Below are 23,899 nucleotides of genomic sequence, written 5' to 3' on the forward strand. Positions count from 1 at the left end.
GCCCGGGCGCACGGAACTCAAGCTCCGGCGGTCGGGAATCGTGGCAATCAACTTGTCGTAGGTACGCATGGGTTGGTCCGTGGTGTGAAAAACAAAAAACCCCGGAAGGGGAGCCTGCCGGGGTTCTATTAACCGGAAGGCGCGCAGCCCTCCGATACGCAATCGAGGGGCGCAACTAAGTGGCGAACGATGCCTTGATCATGTTGGTGAGAATTTTCATAAGGAAGAATTATCCTCCTCGCGGAAAAAGCTTGCAAGCGACCGCGTTGTGGCTGTCGGCTTCAGGCTGTTGCGGTCGTTCAGTGCGAGTCGCCGAATGACCGGTCGGGTTAAAAAGTGGAAATTTACCAACTCACGTAACCTGTGGTTAGAAGTGGGTACTACCGCCCGTGGACGTGCAATTGCGCGACCGCCGGAGCGACTGAATTGCCGACTAGATTTCAGTCTGCTCGGAGATTTCAAGCGCATCATCGACCTCAATGCCGAGATAGCGCACGGTTGCTACCGGCTGCCGTGCTTACGAGCCCGAGTATCGAGGGGCTTGATTTTTTGTGGTCCTTGCCAGCGCTTGAGCCCGGGAATTGGCGGGACGCCTGACTTGAGAAGTCCTGCTAACGGGAACGCACGCGACGCGGCCACCATCGCAACGTCGATGCATTTGGAAGCGACTTTTTCCGCTGCTGCTTTCGCTCCGTACATATGGCGACAAGCGCCCCTCGAGGGCGCTCTCTGTTTCAACCTTCTTACTTGGCAGGTTCAATGGCGGTAACAACCATCTTTCCCCCCTCGCTGACCACCATAAATCGGATCTTGTCACCAGCTTGCGTCTTGTCGAGCAGCGCCTTGTCCTTGGCTGTGAAAACCATGGTCATACCCGGCATCTCCAAATGCTTGATGTCACCGTGCTTGATGGTGATCTTTCCCGCATCCTTATCGATCTTGCGCACCTCTCCATCCGTCATTGAGGCGGATGCCATGGCTGAGGGTTTACCGGCTTCGGCCGAGGCCTGCGCAATCGCGGACATTGGCAAAAGAGTGGTCAACGACAGCGCAATGCTGAGCAGAAAGGTATGTGCGTTTTTCATATGAAATCCTTATTCAGTGGCTGAGAGAAATAGCTGCTTACTTCTTGACCACAGTGACCTGACCTTTCATGCCAGCGTCGTAGTGGCCCGGATAAAGGCAGGCAAACTTGACTTCACCCGCCTTTGTGAACTGCCAGATGATTTCGCCCTGCTTGCTGGGAGCAAGCGACAGCTTGCTGGGTTCGTCATGCTCCATATCCGGGAATTTCTTCATCGTTTCGTAGTGTTCCTTCAGCTCGGCCTCGGTTCCCAAGCTGAATTCGTGTTTGACCTGACCACTGTTTTTGATCACGAACTTGATGGTTTCTCCCTGTTTGACGGATATGGCAGCAGGTGTGAAGCGCATGGTGTCAGCCATGTCTACGTTGATCGTGCGGGTCACCTTGGCAGCCTTGCCGGGTTGACCTATGGCTGACTCCTCGCTTCCATGGCCATGGCCACCACTGTGGGCACCACCTGCAAAGCTGTTGAAAGACAAGGCCATCAGGGCGGAGGCTGCGATCAGGGAAAGTGTGCGTTTCATTTTTACCTTGTGTAGTGGTCAGGAACTGGGTGATCAGTGGCCGCTGTGCGGCGAGGGTTTTTTGACCTTGACGACGGTGTCCGAACTGCGCTTCTCTTTGAGGGGCATGGACTGACCGCCTTCGGCCTGGAAGCGCGCAGGCTCAGAGATCGGGCCGGTGTATTCGTACGCAACCGTGCCCACAGGGTTCTTGTACCAACCCGGGTTCTTGTAGTCTCCAGGCTTCTGGTCGCGGCGCACCTTTAAGACACTGAACATGCCCCCCATCTCGACTGATCCGAAGGGGCCTTCTCCCGTCATCATGGGAATGGTGTTATCCGGAATGGGCATCTCCATCTCCGTCATGTCTGCCATACCCCGCTCGCCCATGACCATGTAATCAGGGATCAGGTCGTTGATCTTCTTGGCAACACCCCGGTGGTCTACGCCAATCAGGGTGGGTATGTTGTGTCCCATCGCGTTCATGGTGTGGTGGCTCTTGTGGCAGTGAAATGCCCAGTCGCCTTCTTCGTCCGCGACGAATTCGATCTGGCGCATCTGGCCCACGGCCACATCGGCGGTTACCTCATAGAGACGGGTGCTCTTTGGCGTAGGACCACCATCCGTGCCTGTGACCAAAAACTCATGGCCATGCAAATGCATGGGGTGATTGGTCATGGTCAGGTTGCCGACGCGGATGCGTACCTTGTCGTTGAGCCGGACGTTCAATGAATCGATGCCAGGAAAGATGCGGCTGTTCCATGTCCACAGATTGAAGTTCAGCATTTCCGCAACCCGGGGGGTCGCGGCGCCGGGTTCAATGTCGTAGGCACTCAGCAGGAAACAGAAGTCGCGTTGCACCTCATCAATAAGAGGATGTTTGGCTTTGGGGTGGGTGATCCACAAGCCCATCATGCCCATGGCCATTTGCGTCATTTCATCGGCATGCGGGTGGTACATGAAGGTGCCAGGACGGCGTGCCACGAATTCGTAGACAAAGGTCTTGCCAGGCTGAATGGCGGGCTGGTTCAGGCCTGCCACGCCATCCATGCCATTGGGCAAGCGCTGCCCATGCCAGTGGATGCTGGTGTGCTCGGGCAGCTTGTTGGTCACGAAAATGCGAATTCGATCACCTTCCACGACTTCGATGGTGGGGCCGGGACTCTGGCCGTTGTATCCCCACAGATGGGTCTTCATACCTGGGGCCATTTCTCGCACCACCGGCTCTGCCACCAGGTGGAACTCCTTGACCCCTTGGTTCATGCGCCAGGGCAGCGTCCAGCCATTGAGCGTGACCACCGGGTTGTAGGGGCGGCCGGAGTTGGGCACTAGAGGTGCCATGGTGTCCGCGCTGGTCTGGAAAACTGGCTCAGGCAGAGCGGCCATCGCCAGACGGCTCACACTCGCTGCCGCCACGGCCCCTCCAGCAATGCCAGCAAACCGGAAAAAATCTCTTCTTGAATTCATGTTGGTTTCCTTGAGGGAATCAGTGGCCTGCACCAGTTTCGGCAGCGGATGCACCGCCGCCCGAGACGCCAGCGCTGGTGGGCTTGCCAATAAGAGAAGCCTGAAGAGCAGCGTCCGCCAGCCAGAACTGCTGTTGGGAATTGAGGGCTGCCATCACCGAGTTCACCTGATCGCGGGAGTCAGCAAGCAACTCGAAAACGCTGATCAGCATCCCGTTGTAGCGAAGCTGGTTTTCTTCGGAGATGGTTTTTCGTAGTGGGATTACTTCGTCGCGATGGTGGCGCGCGATGTCATACGCCGTGCGGTACGCGGAATAGCTCTCGCGCAAGTTCGAGCCTGCAGCGCGAGCTGTGGCCTCCAGGCGGTTGGCTGCGGCCAGGGTTTGCGCGCTCATGGAATCGCGTCGCATGCCACCCCAGTCGAAGATCGGCAGCTGCAGACTGATCTCGAAGCCGCGCCGTGTGGAGTGGGTGTTCTCGGCTGCATCGAAGACAGAGTCGCGCCGTACACCCAGTTCGATGTCCGTGAAGGTCGTGATCGCGTTCCAGCCTTGTGTGCGTGCGGCTGCGTCGTAGTCGGCCTTCGCAATCTGCAGATCCAGCCGTCCCTTGGACGCCTGGCGGCCAGCGTCCGATGGGGATAGCGGCTCCTTGGGCAGTGTAGGCAGGCGCTCAGGCAACTTGAGCTGTTGGGCTTGGTTGTCGTCCAGGCCCAGCAGCCGCACCAGCTCCTCACGGGCTGCGGTGACTTGGTGCTGAGCGGTGGCTAACTGGGTCGCTGTGTCGGCATAGAACGCTTGCTGGCGTGCACGGTCAAGCTTGTTGAAATTGCCCACTGACTGCATGCGCTTGGCCAGTTCAGCACTGGCTTGGGCGCTGGCGAAGACCTGCTCGGTGTAAGTCAGCGTCTGTTGTGCGGCGACAGCGCGGACCCAGGCCTGGCGCACCTGCGTCACTTGGTCCACCACGTCGCTACTCAAGCGTAACTGGGTCTGCTTGATTCGCTGCTCGGCAATACCTTTGCGTGTTGGCAAGGTCAGCAGATCCAGCAGGCCGAAGGACAGGAGTCGACCGATCTCCGTCTCGCTACCCAGGCGAACCCGCTCCAGGCTCAAAATGGGGTTAGCGATGCGGCTGGACTGGGCTGCTGTGGAAGCGTCCACCCAGTTTTGGGCCACGAGGGCCTGCATGGATGGGCTATTGACCAATGCAAGTTGCACAGCATCCTTTTGGCTCAGCGGTTTGGCCAGCAGGTCCGAGGCGCGCTGGCGCAAGGCATCGCGTTCGTTCTGGTCCCGGGCCAAGGTGAGCTGGCCGTCCGTGAAGTTGCTTGCTGTTGCATTGGCGCTGGATAGGTTCTGCTCCAGATTCACGCTGGCGCAGCCAGACAAGACCGCAACTGCCGCCACGACGATCACGAGTTTGGTGCGAGGCATGTGCAAGGGGCGGCTCATTGCTTGCCCCCATGGTGCGCGTCGTGGCCCTGTGCGGGCTGATCCTGCCCGGTTGTCGGTGCTGTCTGGCGCATTTCCTTTGCGTAGGTACGCCATCCTCCGATCTCGCCCGCCTTGTCATTAGCTGTCTTCCAGGGCTGGACGGATTGCTCTTTATAGGCCTCGTAGCCCGAGAGGACTGATCGGTACGAAAACTGGTAGTCCACCTTCGCGGTATCGCCCCCTGTCATTTGTGCGAATGCCAGGGATGGCGTCATTGCGGCGGCGGCCAGCCAGCGGCTTGAGCGAGGACGTGAAAGCCAGAAAATTTTCATAGATTCACCATGCGTTCTTGATGCCGGTCATTGTGTGAGCCGCTGGCTTCCAACGACATACCGGCTTCATTACATCTTTGTTATGTTCAAGAAAGCCTGCGATCTGCGAGCACACTTGCGGCCACGCGCAGTGCTGGGGAGACCGCATGAAAATTTTGGTAGTCGAGGATGAAATCAAAACGGGCGAGTACCTGCGCCAAGGGCTGCGCGAGGCGGGGTTCAATGCCGATCTGGTCCGCAACGGCGTGGATGGCCTGCACCTGGCAAAGAGCGGTGATTACGACCTGGTGATCCTGGACGTAATGCTTCCAGGGATGGACGGATGGCAGGTGCTCTCCAAACTGCGCCGTCACGGCCGGGAGATGCCCGTTCTGTTTCTCACAGCAAAGGACCAAGTGCAAGACCGGGTGAATGGCCTGGAACTCGGTGCTGATGACTATCTGATCAAACCGTTTTCCTTTGCCGAATTGCTGGCGCGCGTGCGCACTATCCTGCGACGCGGGCGGAATGGCACGGAGGTGACGGTCCTGCAGGTATCCGACCTCGAACTGGATCTTCTGCGCCGGCGCGTAAACCGCTCGGGCAAGCGCATCGACCTCACTGCCAAGGAGTTCGGACTCCTGGAGTTGCTGATGCGCCGCCAAGGGGAAATCCTACCTCGCTCCCTGATCGCATCTCAGGTGTGGGGCATGAATTTCGACAGCGACTCCAATGTGATTGAGGTGGCAATGCGAAGGCTTCGGGCCAAGATCGATGACGCCTACGATACCAAGCTGATCCAGACGGTACGGGGCATGGGATATGTGCTTGAGGCACCTCAGGAGCCTGTGTGAGAGTTGGCTACTCGCTCACAACACGACTGACGGTCTTTTTCACTTTGGCCTCATGTGTCGTGCTCGTCGGGCTGGGGACCCTCGTAGCCATCTCGATTGACCAGCATTTCGTGGAACTGGACCGGGATGCACTGCGTGACAAGATTCACCTGACACGCGAAGTGATTGGAAAAGCCCAATCGCCTGAGGATCTGCAAGTACGGCTGGACGACGTTCTGCATAGCCATGAAGGTCTATACGTCAGCGTGCTGCAGGGGGCGCAACCGCTTTACTCGACACCAAACTTCCAGTTTCCACAGGACCTGACCACCCGGACCCAAACAGCTCGCTTGGGAGTTGCGTCGTGGCAAACCAAGGACCGCGAGTACCGGGGAATGTCCGAGTCCGTGTCGTTACCGGGCACCACTGCTACACCGCTCCAGATTTGGGTCGCATTGGACATTGCACACCACAAGCATTTCATGCAAGACCTCATTTGGGTGCTCGTGGGCTATGTGGCATTGGCAACGCTAGTGGCCGGGATCCTGGGCTGGTGGGCCGCCAAGAATGGCTTGGCTCCCCTTCGCGCCATGCGGTCCCGCGCTATGGCTATTACTGCGCAGCGGCTAGACGAGCGGATGCCCACTCAAGAGTTTCCTGTAGAGATGGCAGACCTTGCTACCACTCTCAACGAAATGCTCCGCCGACTGAAGGAAGGGTTTGATCGTCTATCCGAATTTTCTTCGGACTTGGCCCATGAGCTGCGTACGCCCATTAACAACCTGATGACGCAGACGCAGGTAACGCTCAGCCAGACCCGGTCGCCAGGGGAATACCGGGACATCCTGGCCTCTAACGCCGAGGAATACCAGCGCCTGGCCAGGATGATCGCCGACATGCTGTTCCTGGCGAAGGCTGACCACGGGCTCATCCTACCCAGCTTGGAAAAAATCGCAGTTCACGATGAAGCACAGGCTCTGTTTGATTTCTATGAGGCGCTCGCCGAAGAAAAACGGGTGCAGTTAAGGCTATCTGGAGAGGCCGAGATCTCCGGCGATCGGCTGATGCTTCGGCGGGCCCTTAGCAATCTTCTATCCAATGCGATCAGATACACGCCGTCTGGCGAAGACGTAGTCGTTGACATCAAGGGGGACCTTCAAGGAACCACGGTGAATGTCCTCAACACAGGGCTGACTATCGATGAACAGATGATTCCTCGGCTGTTTGACCGTTTTTTCCGGGCCGACAAGTCACGAAAGCAACTGGATTCAGATGGAGCAGGTCTTGGGTTATCTATCACCCAGGCCATCGTTCATGCGCATCGTGGCCACATTTCGGTGACGTCAAGCCATGGCAAGACGTGCTTCTCCATGTTTTTCCCTGATGGGCTGAGCGCCGTAAAGCATGCGACACAGATGGATGACCACCGCAAAGCTCATTGACGCCCAAACCTGAAGGCCTCAATAGGCACCACCTCACGAACCGCCCAGGTGTGAACGTCAAGACCCGTTCACTTAAGCGCTTGACCTTCCCCTCGTGTTAAGTCCTATCGTTCCTACAAGGTCCCACACGATTTCGTTGCCCCCTCTTGGAGAGCACTATGAACCACGACCACACCGCAGAGCATTTGGACGCTGCAGCCTCCACCGGGTGCAGCAAAAAATTGATCGGAGCAGTGATCATGCTTGCGTTCATCGGTGTCTTCTTTCTTCTCAGAGAGCACTGGTCGCATATCGCTGGCTATTGGCCCTACCTGCTCTTGCTGGCGTGTCCCCTGATGCATCTTCTCCATGGACACGGGGGCCACAGCTCACATAAAGGCAGTTCGGGCCAAAAGTAACCCTGCTCAGGACACCCAACACATCAACCGGAGTTCCATCCATGTCGCCCCCAACATCGAACGAGCACTCCCATCACGAACATCATCATCATGATGGGCAACACGGGAACCCAGCTGCGCCGTCCGTGGGACTGAAGGATCCCGTGTGTGGGGTGGGGGTGACGGAACAGTCGCATCACTCGACAGAGCACGAAGGACATCCCTACTACTTTTGCAGCGCCAAATGCAAAGCACGCTTCATGGAAGCGCCGCAAAAATTTCTCTCTACTCCTATCAGTGAGAGCGCGCCTCAGTCCGAGCCCGAAGCGGCGCAACCGGGCACAACCTACACCTGCCCAATGCACCCAGAGGTGCAACAGGACCATCCCGGAAACTGCCCCAAATGCGGCATGGCACTGGAACCGATGCTGCCTACGCTAGATGAGGGAGAAAACGCCGAACTCGTGGAGTTTCGGCATCGCTTCTGGTGGACGTTGCCACTTACCGTGGTGGTCACCGTCCTGGCTATGGTGGGGCACCGGCTGCAGTGGTTTGAAATGGCTACCCAGAGCTGGATCGAGCTGGTGCTGACGGTTCCCATCGTGCTGTGGGCTGGCTGGCCCTTCTTTGTGCGTGGTGCCCAGTCCATCGCGAACCGCAGTCCCAACATGTGGACACTGATCAGCCTGGGCACCGGTGCCGCTTTCGTCTACAGCGTGGTCGCCACCGTGGCGCCTGGGGTATTTCCAGCCTCGTTCCAGGCCATGGGCCGCGTGGCGGTGTACTTCGAAGCTGCAGCCGTCATCATCTCGCTCACGCTGCTCGGCCAGATGCTGGAGCTCAAGGCGCGCTCGCAGACCTCGGCCGCCATCAAATCGTTGCTGGGCCTCGCTCCCAAGACAGCCCGGCGCATCGATGCCAGTGGCCAGGAGAGCGATGTCCCGTTGTCCCACGTCCATGTGGGCGATCTGCTGCGCGTGCGGCCCGGCGAGAAGGTCCCCGTGGATGGTGTGGTGGTGGAGGGCAGCAGTGCAGTGGACGAAGCCATGCTCACTGGCGAGCCGGTGCCCATCGTCAAAGGGCCTGGTGATGCAGTTATAGGTGCCACTCTCAATACCAACGGGGCACTGGTGATCCGATCTGAGCGGGTGGGCGCCGCCACCATGCTGTCCCAGATCGTGCAGATGGTTGCCCAGGCACAGCGCTCACGGGCCCCCATGCAGCGCATGGCCGACCAGGTGGCGGGCTACTTCGTGATGGCCGTGGTGGGTATCGCGTTGCTCACGCTCTTTGCGTGGGGCCTGTTTGGGCCGGAGCCTCGGTGGGTCTATGGTCTGGTCAATGCCGTGGCCGTGCTGATCATTGCGTGTCCCTGCGCGTTGGGCTTGGCAACGCCCATGTCCATCATGGTGGCCACCGGTCGGGGGGCGACCAGTGGTGTGCTGTTCAGGGACGCGGCCGCCATCGAAAATTTGCGCAAGGTAGACACGCTGATCGTGGACAAAACAGGCACGCTCACCGAAGGCAAACCCTCCTTCGAACGGGTTGTCGCCATGCCCGGTCTGTCCGAGGACGAGGTTCTGCGCCTGGCGGCCGGCCTGGACCAAGGCAGCGAGCATCCGCTGGCCGACGCCATTGTCCAGGCGGCCCGCGCCAAGGGACTAGGTCTGGACAAGCCCGAGGACTTCGAGTCCGGATCGGGCATAGGCGTACGCGGACGGGTCGCCGGGCGCCAGCTCGCCCTGGGTAACACGATTTTCATGGAGCAGGTGGGCGTTTCTGCGGATCCGCTGCTTGCGCAGGCAGAGGCCTTGCGCGCCGCAGGCGCCAGTGTGATGTACCTGGCGGCCGACGGCCAGCTTCAAGGCCTGCTGGTGGTCTCCGATGCCATCAAGACCAGCACGCCGGAAGCGCTGGCGACCTTGCATGCGGCGGGACTGCGCATTGTCATGGCCACGGGCGACGGCATGACCACCGCCAAGGCGGTGGGGGCAAAGCTGGGGATTGATGAGGTCCATGGCGAGGTAAAGCCTGCGGACAAGCTGGCCCTGGTGTCGCGGCTGCAGGCCGAAGGCCGTGTTGTTGCCATGGCGGGGGACGGGATCAACGACGCGCCCGCCCTTGCCAAGGCGGATGTGGGGATCGCGATGGGCACCGGCACCGATGTGGCGATGAACAGTGCGCAGGTCACCTTGGTCAAGGGCGATCTGCGGGGTATCTCCACAGCGCGGGAACTGTCTGAGGCTACCGTGGGAAACATGAAGCAGAACCTCATGTTTGCCTTCCTCTACAACGCGCTGGGCATACCGATTGCCGCAGGGCTGCTGTATCCCTTCACCGGATGGCTACTGTCGCCGATGATCGCGGCCTTGGCGATGAGCCTGAGCTCTGCGTCGGTGATCACCAACGCCCTACGATTGCGTAGCGGCCGATGAAGGAGACAGTAGGTCCGCTGGGCAGCAGGGTCAATTTGCCTCGTATTTGGGGACGGCGCTGGCAGAAGCTGCATAGCCGCGCAGTTCTTGATAGCGCGCTATTTGCTGTGCTGTGAGGATCGCGACCGTCCGAAGGTGGTAGTTCAGATGCGACGCGCGAAGCGCTGCTTGGGCGAGCGCAGTGCGTTCGACTGCCTGAGCCACGCTGACTTCGCTGGGCCGTCCAGTCTTGAAGAGGTGGTCCAGCTCCCTTTCGGTCTCAATTGCGGCTTTCCCAAGTCGTTGAGCGTCGGCCTTCATCTGATCCGTAAGCACCGTCGTTTCTCGTAGTTGGTCTTGCGTCAGACGCAACTTTCCGCCCAGCTCCGCGACGTGGGCGGGTCCGGGGTAGCCGTTGAGTTCAGCAGCAAGCGCGAGCGACATGCCCCTTCCAGCTCGTAAGTCTTCCATTTGTTGAGCGGAAAACGCTTTGATTTCGCGCTCTTGTTCGCCGGCATATCGCGAGGAGCCAGTTTGCGCAGCGAGCTGGGCAGGTTTGCTTGGATCAGGAGGCGTGTGGGGTTGGGCCACGACAACGGAGGCGGCGCTCACCAAAAGCAAATAAGCGAGTTGCGTTTTCATGTCGGATATTAAGGGAGTTGAGCCTAAATCATCCTTCGGTACTCACGAGATGAATATGATTACAGTCATATGAGAGCATCATCACGTCAGACCACTGAAGACTGCGTTGAACCTTCGGACTGCGCGTTTGGAGTAACACCCTCGCTGCGTCGGCTGGCGTCGGGGCAGGTGCTTTTTCGTGAGGGCGCTGCTAGCGCAGGAGTGTTTCACCTACGGTCAGGCTGTGTGCGCCTGGTTCGCAGCACCTTGACAGGAGGGCAAATCACGATGCACACAGTGCGTCAAGGCGATTTTTTTGCCGAAGCGTCATTGTTCTCCGCAAAGTACCACTGCGACGCGGTAGCACTGGAACCCTCGGAGGTGCTAGTTTTTCGCAAGGAGGAATTGATCGGTCAGCTGCGCGAGTCTCCCGAGCTGCTGTGGACATTCACAGCCGAGTTGGCAAGACGCGTACAGGGACTACGGACCAAGTTGGAGATAAAGCAGACGCGCTCCGCCGAAGAGCGGATCCTGCAATTCTTAGGACTTCACTGTGACGCTTCCGGTTTTTGGACTCAACACGGAACGCTCAAGCATCTTGCCGAGGACATCGGCCTCACCCACGAAGCGCTTTACCGGGCACTTGCTCGCCTGCAGCGCCAGGGGGCCATCTTGCGCCTAAAAGACGGGTTGAAGATTTGCCAACTGGGTGGGCTGGCACTCAGCTCCGAACAGACTAGAAGCATTGATCTGGGTTAACCACGCGCCGACGATCTTCGGTACGATCACCCTATGATTTCTGTCAGAAGCATTTTTTCGCGCCAAGGACGCTGGATAGCCAGCTTTCTGGTCGCGGCGTTGCTTCTGATGCAGTTCGCGTTGGCCGCCTATGCCTGTCCGAAGCTGGACTCCGCCGCCCATGAGGCATCAATGCAACAAGCGGGCATGGCCATGGAAGGTGTCGTTGGCATGCCCTCCATGCCCGATTGCCATGCGATGGCGGGCACCATGGATGAGCAGGACCCGCAGCTGTGCCGAGCCCATTGTGATGGCGACAGCTTGTCCTCCCCCTCGCTCCAGGGTCTCGATCTGCAGGCGATGGCGGCGCACGCCATCTGGGTTGCTTATGTGCTGCCTGTGATCCTGGACTCAGAGCGCCATATAGACCCCCGGGCTGTCTACGCGGAGCTTGACAGTCGAGCAGGGACCCCTCCCATCTATCTGACACACCAGGTCTTTCGGAATTGATCGTGCACGGCGTGTGCGCTGCCTTGCAGCGTGTGCGCAGGTCTGACTTCGTGCCCCTTCATTTCGAGGACCATCATGCCCAACATCTCCTTCGGCGCTCCATGCGGGCGCCTGACTGCGCACCTGCGCATTTCTCATATCTCCCAGCGCATCTTGGTGCCCAACCCCAGGAATATGCGCTTGGCAGCTTCGTGGCTCATGCTGGCTGGCATCGGCTTGGCTGGCAACCAGGCACACGCCCTGGGCTTTGCCGAGGCATTGACCCTGGCGGAGCAGCAAAGTCCTCGCATCGCGGCCCAGCGACTGCAGGTTGACGCTGCCAGTAGCACCCAAAAGTCGGCAGGAACACTGCCTGATCCAAAGCTCTCGGTCGGTATCGAGAACTTTCCCATCAGCGGCATGGACCGCTTCAGCCTCACACGCGAGTCTATGACGATGCAGCGCCTGGCGCTGATGCAGGAGGTGCCCAACCGGGCCAAGCGAGATGCCCAGATTGCCGGCGCCGAGGCCAAGGTGGAACGCGAGCGCGCAGCCCTGGGCGTCCAGCGTCTGCAGATCCGCCAGGAGCTGAGCCAAGCCTGGATCATGGCCCAGGCCATCGACCAGCGCGACCAGGTACTCGCCGATCTGCTGCGAGAGAACCAGCGCCTGCAGGACAGCCTTCCTGCCCGCATCGCCGGAGGCACTGCCCAGGCCGCAGACCTGCTGATGGCCAGGCAGGAGGCGCTTGCGCTGTCGGACCGCAAGGACGATCTGCAGCGGGACCGCTCCAAGGCCAGGGCGATGCTGCGGCGCTGGGTCGGCGCCCGAGCCGACGAGACGCTGCAGGGAACTCCTGGGCCGCTGAGCCGCCCTTTGGATCAGCTGCGCTCTGAGGTACACCGCCACGCGGAACTGGCGCAGTACCCGGCCATGCAGGCGATGGCCTTGGCGGAAACGCGCGAAGCCCAGGCAGAAACCAAGGGTGATTGGTCCTGGGAAGTCGCCTACAGCCGCCGCGACCGCCGCTGGGGTGACATGGTGTCCTTCCAGGTGACCTTTGACCTGCCCTGGCAACAGGAGCGGCGCCAGGGACCCCAGATCAAGGCCAAGCAGCTGGAGCTGCAGCGCCTGGAAGCCGAGCAGGAAGATGTGACCCGCAGGCACCTGCAGGAGCTGGAGGACAGCGCTTCAGAGCTGGTGGCGCTGAACAACCAGATCGAGCGGCTGCAATCGGCCGGTATCGGCCTTGCACAGGGGCGCGCTGAACTCGCGCTGGCCAACTACCAGGCTGCCAAAGGTGACTTGAGCGCCGTGCTGGCGGCTCGAGCTCAAGTGCGGGAGTCGCACTGGCGTCTCATTGAGCTGCAGGCGCAACGGGACACCGTGATTGCCCGCCTGAACAGCCTGATCGCCGACTGAAGGGAGAACAACATGACCAATACCGTTTTCAAGAAGAGCGCTGTGGCCGTAGCACTGGTGGCTGCTGGCATCGCCCTCGGCTGGACCGTCTCCCAATGGCGCACCGCGAACAACCACGCACTGGGAGCCAGTCCCGCATCGACAGAAGCAGCAAAAGCCGACCGCAAGGTGCTGTACTGGTACGACCCGATGTCGCCGACTCAGAAGTTCGACAAGCCAGGCAAGTCTCCCTACATGGACATGGCCTTGGTTCCCAAGTATGCGGATGAGGATACTCAGGAAAGCTCCGGCCTGAGCGTCTCTGCGCAGGCAGTGCAAGCCCTGGGCCTGCGTACCGCCACGGTGGAGCAACGCGACATTGGATCCGATGTGGACGTTCTGGGCACGGTCCAGCTCAATGACCGGGATGTGAGCATCGTCCAGGCGCGTTCAGCCGGGTTTGTGGAACGGGTCTATGCCAGGGCTCCGGGCGACGTGGTGACCGCAGGCGCGCCGTTGGTCGATCTACTGCTACCCGAGTGGGTGGCTGCGCAGCGCGAGTTTCTTGCGGTTCGTGCGCTAAAGGACGAGTCACTGACGGCTGCGGCGCGCCAGCGGTTGTCGTTGCTGGGCATGCCTACCTCGCTGGTCGCCCAGGTGGAGCGAACGGGCGAACCCCAGGGGCGCTACACGGTGTCCTTCCCACAAGCCGGGATGGTGGCCGAATTGATGGTGCGCCAGGGAATGACGGTTTCTGCGGGCGCCAGCCTGGTACGCGTAAACGGCCTGGCCAGCGTCTGGATCGAGGCCGCCGTTCCCGAAGCGCAAAGCGGCCCCTTGCAACTGGGCCAAAACGCTCAGGTGCGCCTGGCCGCGTTTCCGGGCGAAACCCTCAAAGCCCGGGTCGTGAGCATCCTGCCAGAGGCTAACCGCGACACCCGTACAGTGCGCGTGCGCCTGGAGCTTCCCAACCCCACCCAGCGGCTGAAGGCAGGCATGTCCGGGCAGATCGTCCTGGCTGGACGCACACAACCAGCGCTGCTGGTGCCCAGCGAAGCGGTGATCCGTACCGGCAAGCGGGCGCTGGTCTACGTGCTGGATGGCCCTGAAAAGTACCACCCCGTGCAGGTGCAGCTCGGTGCGGAAATCGATGACCGCCTCGTCGTTCAAGGCGGACTGACCGCAGGGCAACAGGTGGTCGCTTCGGCACAGTTCCTGATCGACTCGGAAGCCAGCCTGCGAGGCATCATGCCTGCACAGCCTCAAGGCAGCGGCGTACAGCAGATCAGCGAACAGGGGTCATCGACTTCTGCTGCTCCTGCGTCCAAGAGCTTTACGGTGCGAGGGGTGGTCGATGAGGTCACGCCCACCGAGCTGACCCTTACCCATGAGGCAGTGCCTGAACTGAAGTGGCCCGGCATGACCATGCCATTCAAGCTGACAAACCCGGAGCTGGCAAAGACACTCAAACCTGAGCAGCAGGTCAAGTTCACCTTCCAGCAGCAAGGCAAGGACTTCGTGATCATTGCCGTGGAAAGGATCAAGCCATGATCGCGCGTCTGATCCGCTGGTCGGTGGCGAACCGGTTCCTGGTTCTGCTGGCGACCGTGATGCTCACGGCTTGGGGCGTGTGGGGCGTGCGCAGCACCCCGGTGGACGCTCTTCCCGACTTGTCCGATGTCCAGGTCATCATCCGCACCTCCTATCCCGGTCAGGCGCCACAGATCGTGGAGAACCAGGTCACCTATCCACTGTCCACCACCATGCTGTCCGTCCCGGGCGCCAAGACGGTGCGAGGTTTCTCGTTCTTTGGCGATTCCTTCGTTTACATCCTGTTCGAGGATGGCACGGACCTGTACTGGGCGCGTTCGCGGGTACTGGAGTACATGAACCAGGTGCAGGGACGACTACCCGCCACGGCCAAATCGTCGTTGGGCCCAGATGCCACCGGGGTCGGCTGGATCTTCCAGTACGCCCTGGTAGACCGCACCGGCAAGAACGATCTGGCGCAGCTTCGAGCCTTGCAGGACTGGTTCCTGAAGTTCGAACTCAAGGGCCTGCCCAACGTCGCAGAAGTGGCATCGGTCGGTGGCATGGTCAAGCAGTACCAGGTCGTGCTCGATCCCATTAAGCTCGCAGCCCAAGGGCTGACCCAGGGGCAGGTGCGCGAGGCCATCATGGGCGCCAACCAGGAAACAGGTGGGTCGGTGCTGGAGCTGTCTGGAGCGGAATACATGGTGCGCGCCAGTGGCTACCTGAAGACGCTGGATGATTTTCGGGCCATCCCGCTGGTATCGCGCGCCGGGATTCCCGTGCGCCTGGGCGATGTGGCAACGCTACAGATCGGGCCGGAAATGCGGCGCGGTATCGCGGAACTCGACGGCGATGGTGAAGTGGCCGGCGGCGTGGTGATTCTGCGCTCTGGCAAAAATGCTCAGGAGACCATCAAAGCCGTCAAGGCAAAGCTCCGCGAGCTTCAAAGCAGCCTGCCCAAGGGCGTAGAGATCGTCACAACCTACGACCGCAGCGCGCTCATCGAGCGGGCGATCCAGAACCTCACAACCAAACTCGTAGAGGAGTTCATTGTGGTGGCTGTGGTTTGTGTCTTGTTCCTCTGGCACCTGCGTTCTGCGCTGGTCGCCATCATTTCTCTTCCGCTTGGGATCATGGCGGCGTTTCTGGTGATGCGCTACCAGGGCATCAACGCCAACATCATGTCCTTGGGCGGGATTGCAATCGCCGTGGGCGCCATGGTCGATGCAGCGGTCGTGATGATCGAGAACGCCCACAAGAAGCTGGAGGCTTGGCAGCACAAGCATCCCCACCAGCAGTTGGCCGGTGAAGAACGCTGGACAGTGATCACCGAAGCTGCCGAGGAAGTTGGGCCCGCGCTTTTCTTCTCGCTGCTCATCATCACGCTGTCGTTTGTGCCGGTTTTTACGCTAGAAGCCCAGGAAGGCCGATTGTTCGGGCCGCTGGCGTTTACCAAAACCTACGCCATGGCGGCTGCGGCGGGCCTTTCCGTCACACTGATTCCGGTCCTCATGGGCTACTGGATCCGAGGGCGCATCCCGGATGAGCAGAAGAACCCCATCACGCGGGTGCTGATCGCGGTTTACCGGCCCTGCCTGGAGTGGGTCTTGCATCGTCCCAAATCCACCTTGGCTATCGCCGTGCTGGCGCTGGCGACCACGATTTGGCCGCTCTCCCGGCTAGGCGGCGAGTTCTTGCCCAGGCTGGACGAAGGCGATCTGCTGTACATGCCTTCGGCGCTCCCGGGCCTGTCAGCACAGCGAGCGACCGAACTGCTGCAACTGAGCAACCGGATGATCAAGACGGTGCCCGAGGTCGAACGCGTCTTCGGTAAGGCTGGCCGAGCAGAGACCGCCACCGATCCGGCGCCGCTGGAAATGTTCGAGACCACGGTGAAGCTCAAGCCCAGAGACCAATGGCGTCCAGGAATGACGCCCGAGGGCCTGATCGAAGAGTTGGACAAGGCTGTCAAGATCCCCGGCCTGTCCAACATCTGGATTCCACCCATTCGCAACCGGATCGACATGCTGGCAACCGGCATCAAGAGTCCCATCGGTGTCAAGGTGACGGGCAACGACCTGCAGGTGATCGATGGAATTGCGGCACAGGTCGAGCAAGTCGCCAAAGGCATTCCAGGCGTGACTTCGTCTTTGGCGGAACGCCTGACAGGCGGGCGGTATATCGATGTCCGCATTGATCGCACGGCCGCAGGGCGCTACGGGCTGAACGTGAGCGAGATCCAGGCCGTTGTTTCCGGGGCCATCGGTGGTGAAAACGTCTCGGAAACGGTCGAGGGCCTGGCCCGCTTCCCCATCAACCTGCGCTATCCGCGTGAGTGGAGAGACTCGCCAGAACGTCTGGCCCAGTTGCCCATCTCCACCCCCATGGGGCAGCAGATCACGCTGGGCACGGTGGCAAGCATCTCCATCACCGATGGACCGCCCATGCTCAAGAGCGAGAACGCCCGCCCCTCGGGCTGGGTGTATGTCGATGTGCGGGGGCGCGACCTGGCCTCCGTGGCCAATGACCTGCGCGATGCGGTGAACCGCCAGATCAAGCTGGAGCCCGGGGTCAGCATCACGTACTCAGGTCAGTTCGAGTACCTGGAGCGGGCCAATGCCCGCCTGAAAGTGGTGGTGCCAGCCACCTTGCTGATCATCTTTGTGCTGTTGTACTTGACCTTCTCGCGCATGGGCGAGGCGGGACTGATCATGGCGACGCTTCCATTCGCGTTGACCGGGGGCATCTGGTTCCTTTACCTGATGAACTACAACCTGTCCATCGCCACCGGTGTGGGCTTTATTGCACTTGCTGGGGTCGCCGCAGAGTTCGGAGTGGTCATGCTCATCTACCTCAAGCAGGCACTCGGTGAGAGATGTCCGGAAGGTAGGCAGCCTACGCTGGAAGAGCTGCTGGACGCGATTCGGGAAGGTGCCGTACTGCGCGTGCGACCCAAGGCTATGACAGTGGCAGTCATCCTGGCGGGCTTGGTGCCCATCGTGTGGAGCAGTGGGACGGGCTCTGAGGTCATGAGCCGCATCGCTGCACCCATGCTGGGCGGTATGGTGACCGCGCCTCTGCTGTCCTTGTTCGTGATTCCTGCGGCCTATGTGCTTATGAGAAAGCCGAGAAAACGCGATCTGCTGGACACTGAGGCTTCGTGAGGCTGGCTTTGGGGGGCCCTTGGAGGGAATCAAGTTTGCAAATCGAGAGGCTGCATGGCGACGCCAGGCAATGCAGCCTCAATCGAGCTGGTCTCCATGGCCTGGGTGTCGCTCAAAGCGGCGCCACCGGGTCAGCGGCGCACCCTTGTCGCTGAAAACCCGATAAGAGCACCGTCGCCGATATCAACGGCAGCCAGTTGAGCTATCGATCAACCATGGATGCAAAAGAACCGAACACATGCCCACTCATGAAATGCGTCGTGCCTGGGGGGCGGCAGTAACGGGCTCAGGGACAACGCGCCTTGCGCTGGTCGATTCAGGAAGGCAATCTACAAAAGAATCTCAATGAGATTTTGTGGCGAGCGCCCCTCAGGACGCTCGCGGGGGCTATTTGGATGGCATGGCCGCCTGGCGGTCCACCATCATTTGCATCATCTGTTCCATCATGGCCATGCGGCGCTCCATTTGAGCGTGCATATCCATCATGCCTCCCATGCCCGGGTTTCCAGAGGCTGCAGGTGCGCCAGGTTTGGCCTGTGCTCCGTGCTGCATCATCCCCATGCCCATGCCACCAGAACTAACCGCACCCATCATGTCCATGCCGGATTGCATGAGCTTCATGTGCTCATCCATCAGCGCGGATCGTTCGGCGGGAGTCTTGGCCACCTGCATTTTTTTGTGCATTTCCTGCATCGCCTTCATCTGGCGATCAAAGGCGTCCGGTGCAGGCACGGCAGTAGCTGCCGGGGCGGGCTGGGTGGCAACGCCATTCTGTGTATCACCGGGGTGGTGGCCTGCGTGTTCGTCCGCAGGTTTTGGAGATTGCGCGATGGCACAGCCCGCCACGAAAAGGGTTGTCAACAGCCCAGCGACGATGTTCAGACGCATGATGGTCTCCTTGGTAGCTCAACTACAGCATGACAACGTCTGCGTTGCATCGTCTTGATTCACGTCAACAGAGGTTGCTGGCCTAGACGCACAGCAGCAACCACCAGTGGTTCGGCGCGGTAGAGAACCTATCACTGCGTCTGCTTTGTATCCCGCACGCTCAATCGCTGAGCGGACAAGCTCCATAGCGCTGTCTCCGGCTTGCCCAAGAATGCGGACCTTACGCGCGGCCACATCGATTTCTACTTCGACGCCTGCTGGCAGTTGGGCCTGAGCTATTGCTCGGCGAATGCGCTGGGCGCAACCACCGCACGTCATATCAGGAACATTGAAATGGACCATGTGAGCCTCCTTTTGTTGATTCACGTTTTGACTCTAAACCTTGCCACGATGAGAAGGTCAAGTTCGTTCGCAAAGATCAACCGGACACCAAGAGCGATTGTGGCAATCGCTTGGGCAGGCAAGGCTCTGCCGGCTCGATATTGCTTAGCGAGCTGCATGCTGAGAGGCGCTTAACGTCTTACCGAGCCGCCTGTGAAGCTTGCGACCCTGTTTGAGCTGGCGCCAAGACGCAAGCCGTGTCAGGAGCCAGCAGATTGGTGTTCTCCATCGTCATCCAAAAAAATAGCCCCCCACCCCGAACGTCGGATGAGAGGTCGGCAGCGCACTATCTGTGGCGACAGGATGAACGACTGCAATCGCTGCGAAGTCGCCGTCGGCCAATTCTTTCTTCGTAGCTGCTTAGTCAATAAGTACGCCGCCTTCTCGGAACCTGTAAGGCCCCGCAAAACTTCCCACAACGCAGGTGTGCGTCACGAGCCTCGCTCCCAGCCACGCATGTAGCTGGTAGCCAGGAGGCTCCATCACGAAGCAGTCGGGTCCATCTAGGCTCAGATCCAGCGCCACCTGATGCGCCGGACTCGGGCAAGTGGACGCAATCGTGCCTCCAAAGCGGCACTGAATGGACCGATGCAGGTGGCCGCACATCACACGCTCGACATGTCTGTACTTGAGCAGTATCTCTTCCAATGCATCGGCACCTTCCAATCCGACGGCATCCATGTGGGCAATGCCCGTGGCAAAAGGTGGGTGGTGCATGGCGATCACTGTGGGGCGACTGTCCTCTGCCAGGCGCTCATCGAGCCAGGCCAATCTCTTGTCGCACAGTTGCCCGCGCCCTTCCTCGGGGACCACCGTATCGAGCACGACTAGCCGCAGTGGCCCCAAGTCCACGGCGTACTGCAAGAACTCCGTCGCCTGCGAAAGGTAGTCGAAACGGGGGCCATCAAAGGCCTTTCGCAACGCCGTCCGCTCGTCATGGTTACCCGCCACGACGTAAATCGGCATGGTGAGTGGAGCCAGCAATTCCTTAAGCAACGCGTATTCCTCTCCTCGTCCATAGTCCACCAGATCGCCAGTGATGAGAACCAGGTCAGGTGGTGTGGCCAAGCTCACGATATGGGTCACGCACTGACGAAGCAAGCCCGCTGTATCAACCACGCCGTAAGCCAACTTGCCGCTAGCCTTGATGTGCATGTCAGAGATCTGCGCAATCAGCATAGGGCGTTCTCAGAAAAAGCGTCCACCCGCAAGCCCACAGCCTGCCCTTGCGACAGCGATGTACGGGGTGGCAACTTCAGGATGACTTCCTCACCTTCCTGCAAACGGACCTGGACACGGTGGTGGTCTCCCAGGAAGAGGCAGGAGACAACGGTGCCCTGCAAATCCGCCAGTGCAGCAGGCACCAGAACAGCGTCTTCGGGCCTAAACCGCAGGGCCCCCACAACGTTCAGCGTGCCAATGAAATCCGCCACGAACGCGTTGGCAGGGTTGAAGTAGATCTGTTTTGGAGTGCCGATCTGCGATATTCGCCCCCGATCCATCACGGCGATGCGGTCACCCAAGGCCATGGCCTCCGCCTGATCATGCGTCACGTATACGGTGGTGATGCCGAGACTGCGCAGCAGTGCATTGATGTCCGAGCGCAGCGTTTCGCGCAGACGCGCATCCAACGCGGTGAGAGGCTCATCTAGTAGCAGAACGCGGGGGCGCGGAGCGATGGCGCGGGCCAAGGCCACCCGCTGTTTTTGCCCACCTGACAACTGGTTGATCTGGCGTGTGGCCAACGGCTCGATGTGCATCATGGCCAGCATCTCCCTGACTCGGATGTCGCGCTCGGCGCTGGGCATGTTCCGCACCTTGAGTCCGTAGGCAATGTTCTCTTGTACCGTCATGTTGGGGAATAGCGCGTAGCTCTGGAACACCATGCCAACATTGCGCTGCTCGATCGGTAGGTGTGTCACATCTTCATCGTTGAAGTGCACAGATCCTGCATCGGGCGACTCCAGGCCCGCAATGATGCGCAAGGTGGTCGTCTTGCCACAGCCCGAGGGGCCAAGAAGGACCAGCGTCTCGCCGGCCTCGATCTGAAGATCGGTAGGCTCCAGCACCCGCTGCTGTTTGTAGGTTTTGGTGCTGGCGTTCAGGCGAACTCGAACGCCGTGATCCTGATGGCTCAAACTCATGGGGACACTTTCTTTGCGCCTGCGAACTGCAAGGCAATCAGGAGCGGAACAATCATCATGAAGAAAACGATCGTGTAGGCGCTGCCCACCTCGATACGCAAAGAGGCATATGCGTCAGCCAGACCCACTGGCAGCGTTTGCGTCAGCGGGGTGTGCAGCAGCAGGGTCATGTTGAACTCGCCGATCGACAGCGTCAGCACCATGAGCGCCCCCGCGAGGATGCCGGAGCGGCAGTTGGGCAGTACCACACCAAAAAAGCGTTGGTAAAACGATGCGCCAAGGCTTCGCGCACCTTCCTCCAGCGTGTGCATGTCCACCGACAACAGCACGGCAAGGACCGAACGGACCATGAACGGCAGCGTGAAAAGCACATGGCCCACCAGCACAAAAGTCCAATGCGTCCGAAACTCTCCCACGGCGCCGTAGGTGACGATGAGTGCCAGGCCGGTTGCCAGCCCAGGAAGGGCCACGGGCAGCATGAGCAGCTCCTCAATGGTCCGCGCGAGTCGCCCTTGGGTTCGAGAGAGTACATAGGCCGCAGGCACCCCCAGTACCAAGGTACAGGCCAGGCACGCAATGGCGATACCCATGGAGAGCCACAAGCTGCTTTGGTACTCCGTCCAGACCTTGGCCACCCACTTGAACGTTAGCCCGCTGGACAAGCCTACGAACTGGTTGTTGGTCAGCCCGGTGAGCACCGACAGGATCACTGGCACGATCAAGAAAGCTGCCACGCACACTGTGAACGCGAGTAGCGCCCAGAACAGAGGTGTGCGGCGCGTGCGCGCAGCGTTGGAAACCGACGTGTTTTGCGACTGCATCATGCGGCGGCGGCAACGCTGTTGCCTGTCAGGGTTCGGGCAAACGCCAGGGCAGCCCAAGTCAGCAGGCCCAGGACGAACGAGAGCGCGGCTGCCATGGCGATGTTCGCCTGCAGCGTGAATTCGGTATAGATGATCATGGGAAGTACGTCGATGCGGGTAGCCAGCGTGAAGGCAGTGCCAAAGGCACCCATCGAAGTTGCGAAACAGATGGCTCCAGCAGCCAGCAGCGCAGGTTGGAGTCCGGGAATGAGCACATCGCGCAGGATTCGCCAGTGCGAGGCTCCCAGGGACCGGGCAGCCTCTACCAACTGCGGATCCAGCTTCTCTGCCGCAGCCATGACCGTGAGGATGGTGCGGGGGATGGAGAAGTAGATGTACCCCACAAACAGACCCACCATGGAATAGGCGAACACCAGGCGTTCACCGACAAGCAGTTCTGTGACCAGTGGGATGAGGCCTTGTCGGCCTCCCAGCATGATGACCATGAACCCGATGACGACACCCGGAAATGCCAGCGGCAAGGTCAGCATTGCAGTAAGCACCTGACGACCAACGAACTCGTGGCGCGCCAGGAAAACCCCTGCAATGGCGGAGATCACCAGAGTTGTCAGCGTGACGAGAGCAGACAGCACGACGGTGGAGAACATGCTGCGCAAATAGCGTGGCTCCGTGAATGCTGCACTGTAGGCTGCCCATCCCAGCTCCCCGCTTCCCCCGATCAGAAGCAGCCGCGTCAAGGGAATCACGAAGAACACCAGAAAAACGGCCGCGCATGGAAGCATCAGCCCCAGCAGCCAGGCGCGGTCCGATTTCATCAGCCCACTTCCTTTTGGTAGCGCTCGCCAATGGCTTTGGATGCCACCGACAGCTTCTGCACATCAATCGCCTGGGCACGCTGGTATTCGGTATCCGGCAGGAAGCGTTTCTTGACGTCAGCCGACATGGCAGCTGAGAACACCGGACGCAGGTAGGCGTTGGCCCAATGGCTTTGGCCTTCGTCCGAAAGCACGAAGTCGAGCAGTTTCTTGCCCTGCTCGGGGTTGGGGCCGTTCTTGACCAAGCCCATTACATACGGCAACTGCTGCGTGCCTTCCTGCGGGATCACGAACACCGTGGGCGCTTGGTCGCCATATTGCCCGCGATAGGCGTTGAAGTCGTAGTCGATGAGGATCGGGATCTCTCCCGACAGCACCCGCGCGTACGCGGTCTGTGTTGGCACGATGGGGCTGTTGGCCTGCAACTGTTTGAAAAACTTGATGCCTGGGTCCAGGTTCTCATAGCTGCCGCCCAGTGCCAGATTGGCCGAAATCACGCCGACCTGGCCCACTGCCGCACTGCCGGGGTTGAGGTAGCCCACCAAACCTTTGTACTCAGGCTTGAGAAGATCGGCCCAGCTGCGTGGAACGGGCTTGCCACGCAGCGCCTGCGTATTCACAAAGAAGCCCAGGGTGCCGGAGTGGATCGTGAACCAGCTTCCCTCGGCGTCCTTGAGAGACGCTGGAATGTCAGCCCAGCGCTTCGGCTTGTAGGCTTCGATGACGCCAGCCGCCTTGGCTTGAGGGCCAACCTGCCCACCCAGGTATACGACGTCCGCTACAGGCTTGGCTTTTTCTGCAATCAAGGCTGCGAGCGACTGGCCGGAGTTCTTGTTGTCAGGCGGCACCTGGATGCCCAGGCGCTGATTGACCATCCGCAGCATGCCACCCCAGTCAGCCCATTCGGGCGGGCAGTTGTAGCAGATGGCCCGGGAAGGCTGGGCGAACGCTGGCAAGGCAGCACTGGCGCCAGCTGCGGCAGCAGCCAGGAAAAGATCGCGGCGATTCATCATCAGAGTTTCCTTTTGCATGAGG

22 protein-coding genes and 1 pseudogene are annotated in these 23,899 nt (G+C 60.1%); 9 read left to right on the plus strand and 14 right to left on the minus strand.

Annotated features, from left to right (window positions below; all coding sequences use genetic code 11):
* Window positions 1-433: 433 nt before the first annotated feature.
* The 6 genes and pseudogenes from OIN59_RS25400 to OIN59_RS23675 form a co-directional block, all read right to left on the minus strand.
* Window positions 434-502, minus strand: a pseudogene (locus OIN59_RS25400) (integrase); the annotation flags it as partial.
* Between the two features lie 241 nt (window positions 503-743).
* Window positions 744-1,085 carry a copper-binding protein gene (locus tag OIN59_RS23655; RefSeq protein ID WP_274114450.1) on the minus strand — a complete coding sequence of 114 codons (342 nt, stop codon included), beginning with the start codon at window positions 1,083-1,085 and terminating at the stop codon, window positions 744-746.
* Window positions 1,086-1,122: 37 nt separating this feature from the next.
* Window positions 1,123-1,608, minus strand: coding sequence for a cupredoxin domain-containing protein (locus tag OIN59_RS23660; protein ID WP_274114451.1), 486 nt, complete (start codon window positions 1,606-1,608; stop codon window positions 1,123-1,125).
* Window positions 1,609-1,641: 33 nt separating this feature from the next.
* Entirely contained in the window at window positions 1,642-3,054 is a 1,413-nt protein-coding gene (locus OIN59_RS23665) for a multicopper oxidase family protein (RefSeq protein ID WP_274114452.1), read from the minus strand.
* A 19-nt stretch (window positions 3,055-3,073) separates the two neighbouring features.
* A complete protein-coding gene (locus OIN59_RS23670) occupies window positions 3,074-4,489 on the minus strand; it encodes a TolC family protein (protein WP_274114453.1) in 1,416 nt (471 codons plus the stop codon).
* Between the two features lie 14 nt (window positions 4,490-4,503).
* The gene (locus OIN59_RS23675) at window positions 4,504-4,821 is read right to left on the minus strand and encodes a hypothetical protein (RefSeq protein WP_274114454.1); all 318 of its coding nucleotides are present in this window, start codon (window positions 4,819-4,821) and stop codon (window positions 4,504-4,506) included.
* A gap of 146 nt (window positions 4,822-4,967) precedes the next feature.
* On the opposite strand from OIN59_RS23675, the gene OIN59_RS23680 reads away from it, so the two are divergent.
* From OIN59_RS23680 to OIN59_RS23695, 4 genes are all read left to right on the plus strand, one after another.
* Window positions 4,968-5,654 carry a heavy metal response regulator transcription factor gene (locus tag OIN59_RS23680; RefSeq protein ID WP_274114455.1) on the plus strand — a complete coding sequence of 229 codons (687 nt, stop codon included), beginning with the start codon at window positions 4,968-4,970 and terminating at the stop codon, window positions 5,652-5,654.
* Window positions 5,651-7,075, plus strand: coding sequence for a heavy metal sensor histidine kinase (locus OIN59_RS23685; RefSeq protein ID WP_274114456.1), 1,425 nt, complete (start codon window positions 5,651-5,653; stop codon window positions 7,073-7,075). The genes OIN59_RS23680 and OIN59_RS23685 overlap by 4 nt, the downstream gene beginning before the upstream one ends.
* 158 nt (window positions 7,076-7,233) lie before the next feature.
* On the plus strand, window positions 7,234-7,473 hold the full coding sequence (locus tag OIN59_RS23690) for a DUF2933 domain-containing protein (protein WP_274114457.1): 240 nt from the start codon (window positions 7,234-7,236) through the stop codon (window positions 7,471-7,473).
* Between the two features lie 41 nt (window positions 7,474-7,514).
* Window positions 7,515-9,887: a heavy metal translocating P-type ATPase gene (locus OIN59_RS23695; RefSeq protein ID WP_274114458.1), complete on the plus strand. Its 2,373-nt coding sequence runs from the start codon at window positions 7,515-7,517 to the stop codon at window positions 9,885-9,887.
* A gap of 30 nt (window positions 9,888-9,917) precedes the next feature.
* On the opposite strand, the gene OIN59_RS23700 is transcribed toward OIN59_RS23695, so the two are convergent.
* The gene (locus OIN59_RS23700; protein ID WP_274114459.1) at window positions 9,918-10,508 is read right to left on the minus strand and encodes a hypothetical protein; all 591 of its coding nucleotides are present in this window, start codon (window positions 10,506-10,508) and stop codon (window positions 9,918-9,920) included.
* A 69-nt stretch (window positions 10,509-10,577) separates the two neighbouring features.
* On the opposite strand from OIN59_RS23700, the gene OIN59_RS23705 reads away from it, so the two are divergent.
* The 5 genes from OIN59_RS23705 (at window position 10,578) to OIN59_RS23725 (ending at window position 17,812) form a co-directional block, all read left to right on the plus strand.
* Window positions 10,578-11,246, plus strand: a complete 669-nt coding sequence (locus OIN59_RS23705; protein WP_274114460.1) for a Crp/Fnr family transcriptional regulator — start codon at window positions 10,578-10,580, stop codon at window positions 11,244-11,246.
* A gap of 33 nt (window positions 11,247-11,279) precedes the next feature.
* Entirely contained in the window at window positions 11,280-11,735 is a 456-nt protein-coding gene (locus OIN59_RS23710) for a hypothetical protein (protein ID WP_274114461.1), read from the plus strand.
* Window positions 11,736-11,810: 75 nt separating this feature from the next.
* Window positions 11,811-13,136: a TolC family protein gene (locus tag OIN59_RS23715; RefSeq protein ID WP_407655139.1), complete on the plus strand. Its 1,326-nt coding sequence runs from the start codon at window positions 11,811-11,813 to the stop codon at window positions 13,134-13,136.
* A gap of 12 nt (window positions 13,137-13,148) precedes the next feature.
* Window positions 13,149-14,666 carry an efflux RND transporter periplasmic adaptor subunit gene (locus OIN59_RS23720; protein WP_274114462.1) on the plus strand — a complete coding sequence of 506 codons (1,518 nt, stop codon included), beginning with the start codon at window positions 13,149-13,151 and terminating at the stop codon, window positions 14,664-14,666.
* Window positions 14,663-17,812 carry an efflux RND transporter permease subunit gene (locus OIN59_RS23725; protein ID WP_274114463.1) on the plus strand — a complete coding sequence of 1,050 codons (3,150 nt, stop codon included), beginning with the start codon at window positions 14,663-14,665 and terminating at the stop codon, window positions 17,810-17,812. Before OIN59_RS23720 ends, OIN59_RS23725 begins: the two co-directional genes overlap by 4 nt.
* A 387-nt stretch (window positions 17,813-18,199) precedes the next feature.
* On the opposite strand, the gene OIN59_RS23730 is transcribed toward OIN59_RS23725, so the two are convergent.
* From OIN59_RS23730 to OIN59_RS23760, 7 genes are all read right to left on the minus strand, one after another.
* The gene (locus OIN59_RS23730; RefSeq protein ID WP_274114464.1) at window positions 18,200-18,700 is read right to left on the minus strand and encodes a hypothetical protein; all 501 of its coding nucleotides are present in this window, start codon (window positions 18,698-18,700) and stop codon (window positions 18,200-18,202) included.
* A gap of 18 nt (window positions 18,701-18,718) precedes the next feature.
* Window positions 18,719-19,042 (minus strand): heavy-metal-associated domain-containing protein, encoded by a 324-nt coding sequence (locus tag OIN59_RS23735; protein ID WP_274114550.1) that lies wholly within the window; start codon window positions 19,040-19,042, stop codon window positions 18,719-18,721.
* A gap of 399 nt (window positions 19,043-19,441) precedes the next feature.
* Window positions 19,442-20,260 (minus strand): phosphodiesterase, encoded by an 819-nt coding sequence (locus tag OIN59_RS23740; protein ID WP_274114465.1) that lies wholly within the window; start codon window positions 20,258-20,260, stop codon window positions 19,442-19,444.
* On the minus strand, window positions 20,254-21,225 hold the full coding sequence (locus tag OIN59_RS23745) for an ABC transporter ATP-binding protein (RefSeq protein WP_274114466.1): 972 nt from the start codon (window positions 21,223-21,225) through the stop codon (window positions 20,254-20,256). Before OIN59_RS23745 ends, OIN59_RS23740 begins: the two co-directional genes overlap by 7 nt.
* Entirely contained in the window at window positions 21,222-22,046 is an 825-nt protein-coding gene (locus tag OIN59_RS23750) for an ABC transporter permease (protein WP_274114552.1), read from the minus strand. The genes OIN59_RS23745 and OIN59_RS23750 overlap by 4 nt, the downstream gene beginning before the upstream one ends.
* Window positions 22,046-22,864, minus strand: a complete 819-nt coding sequence (locus OIN59_RS23755; RefSeq protein ID WP_274114467.1) for an ABC transporter permease — start codon at window positions 22,862-22,864, stop codon at window positions 22,046-22,048. The genes OIN59_RS23750 and OIN59_RS23755 overlap by 1 nt, the downstream gene beginning before the upstream one ends.
* Complete coding sequence (locus OIN59_RS23760) at window positions 22,864-23,895, minus strand: extracellular solute-binding protein (protein WP_274114468.1); 1,032 nt, start codon at window positions 23,893-23,895, stop codon at window positions 22,864-22,866. The genes OIN59_RS23755 and OIN59_RS23760 overlap by 1 nt, the downstream gene beginning before the upstream one ends.
* Between the last annotated feature and the right edge of the window lie 4 nt (window positions 23,896-23,899).

The organism is Acidovorax benzenivorans, assembly GCF_028680575.1.
Taxonomy (GTDB): Bacteria; Pseudomonadota; Gammaproteobacteria; order Burkholderiales; family Burkholderiaceae_C; genus Acidovorax; species Acidovorax benzenivorans.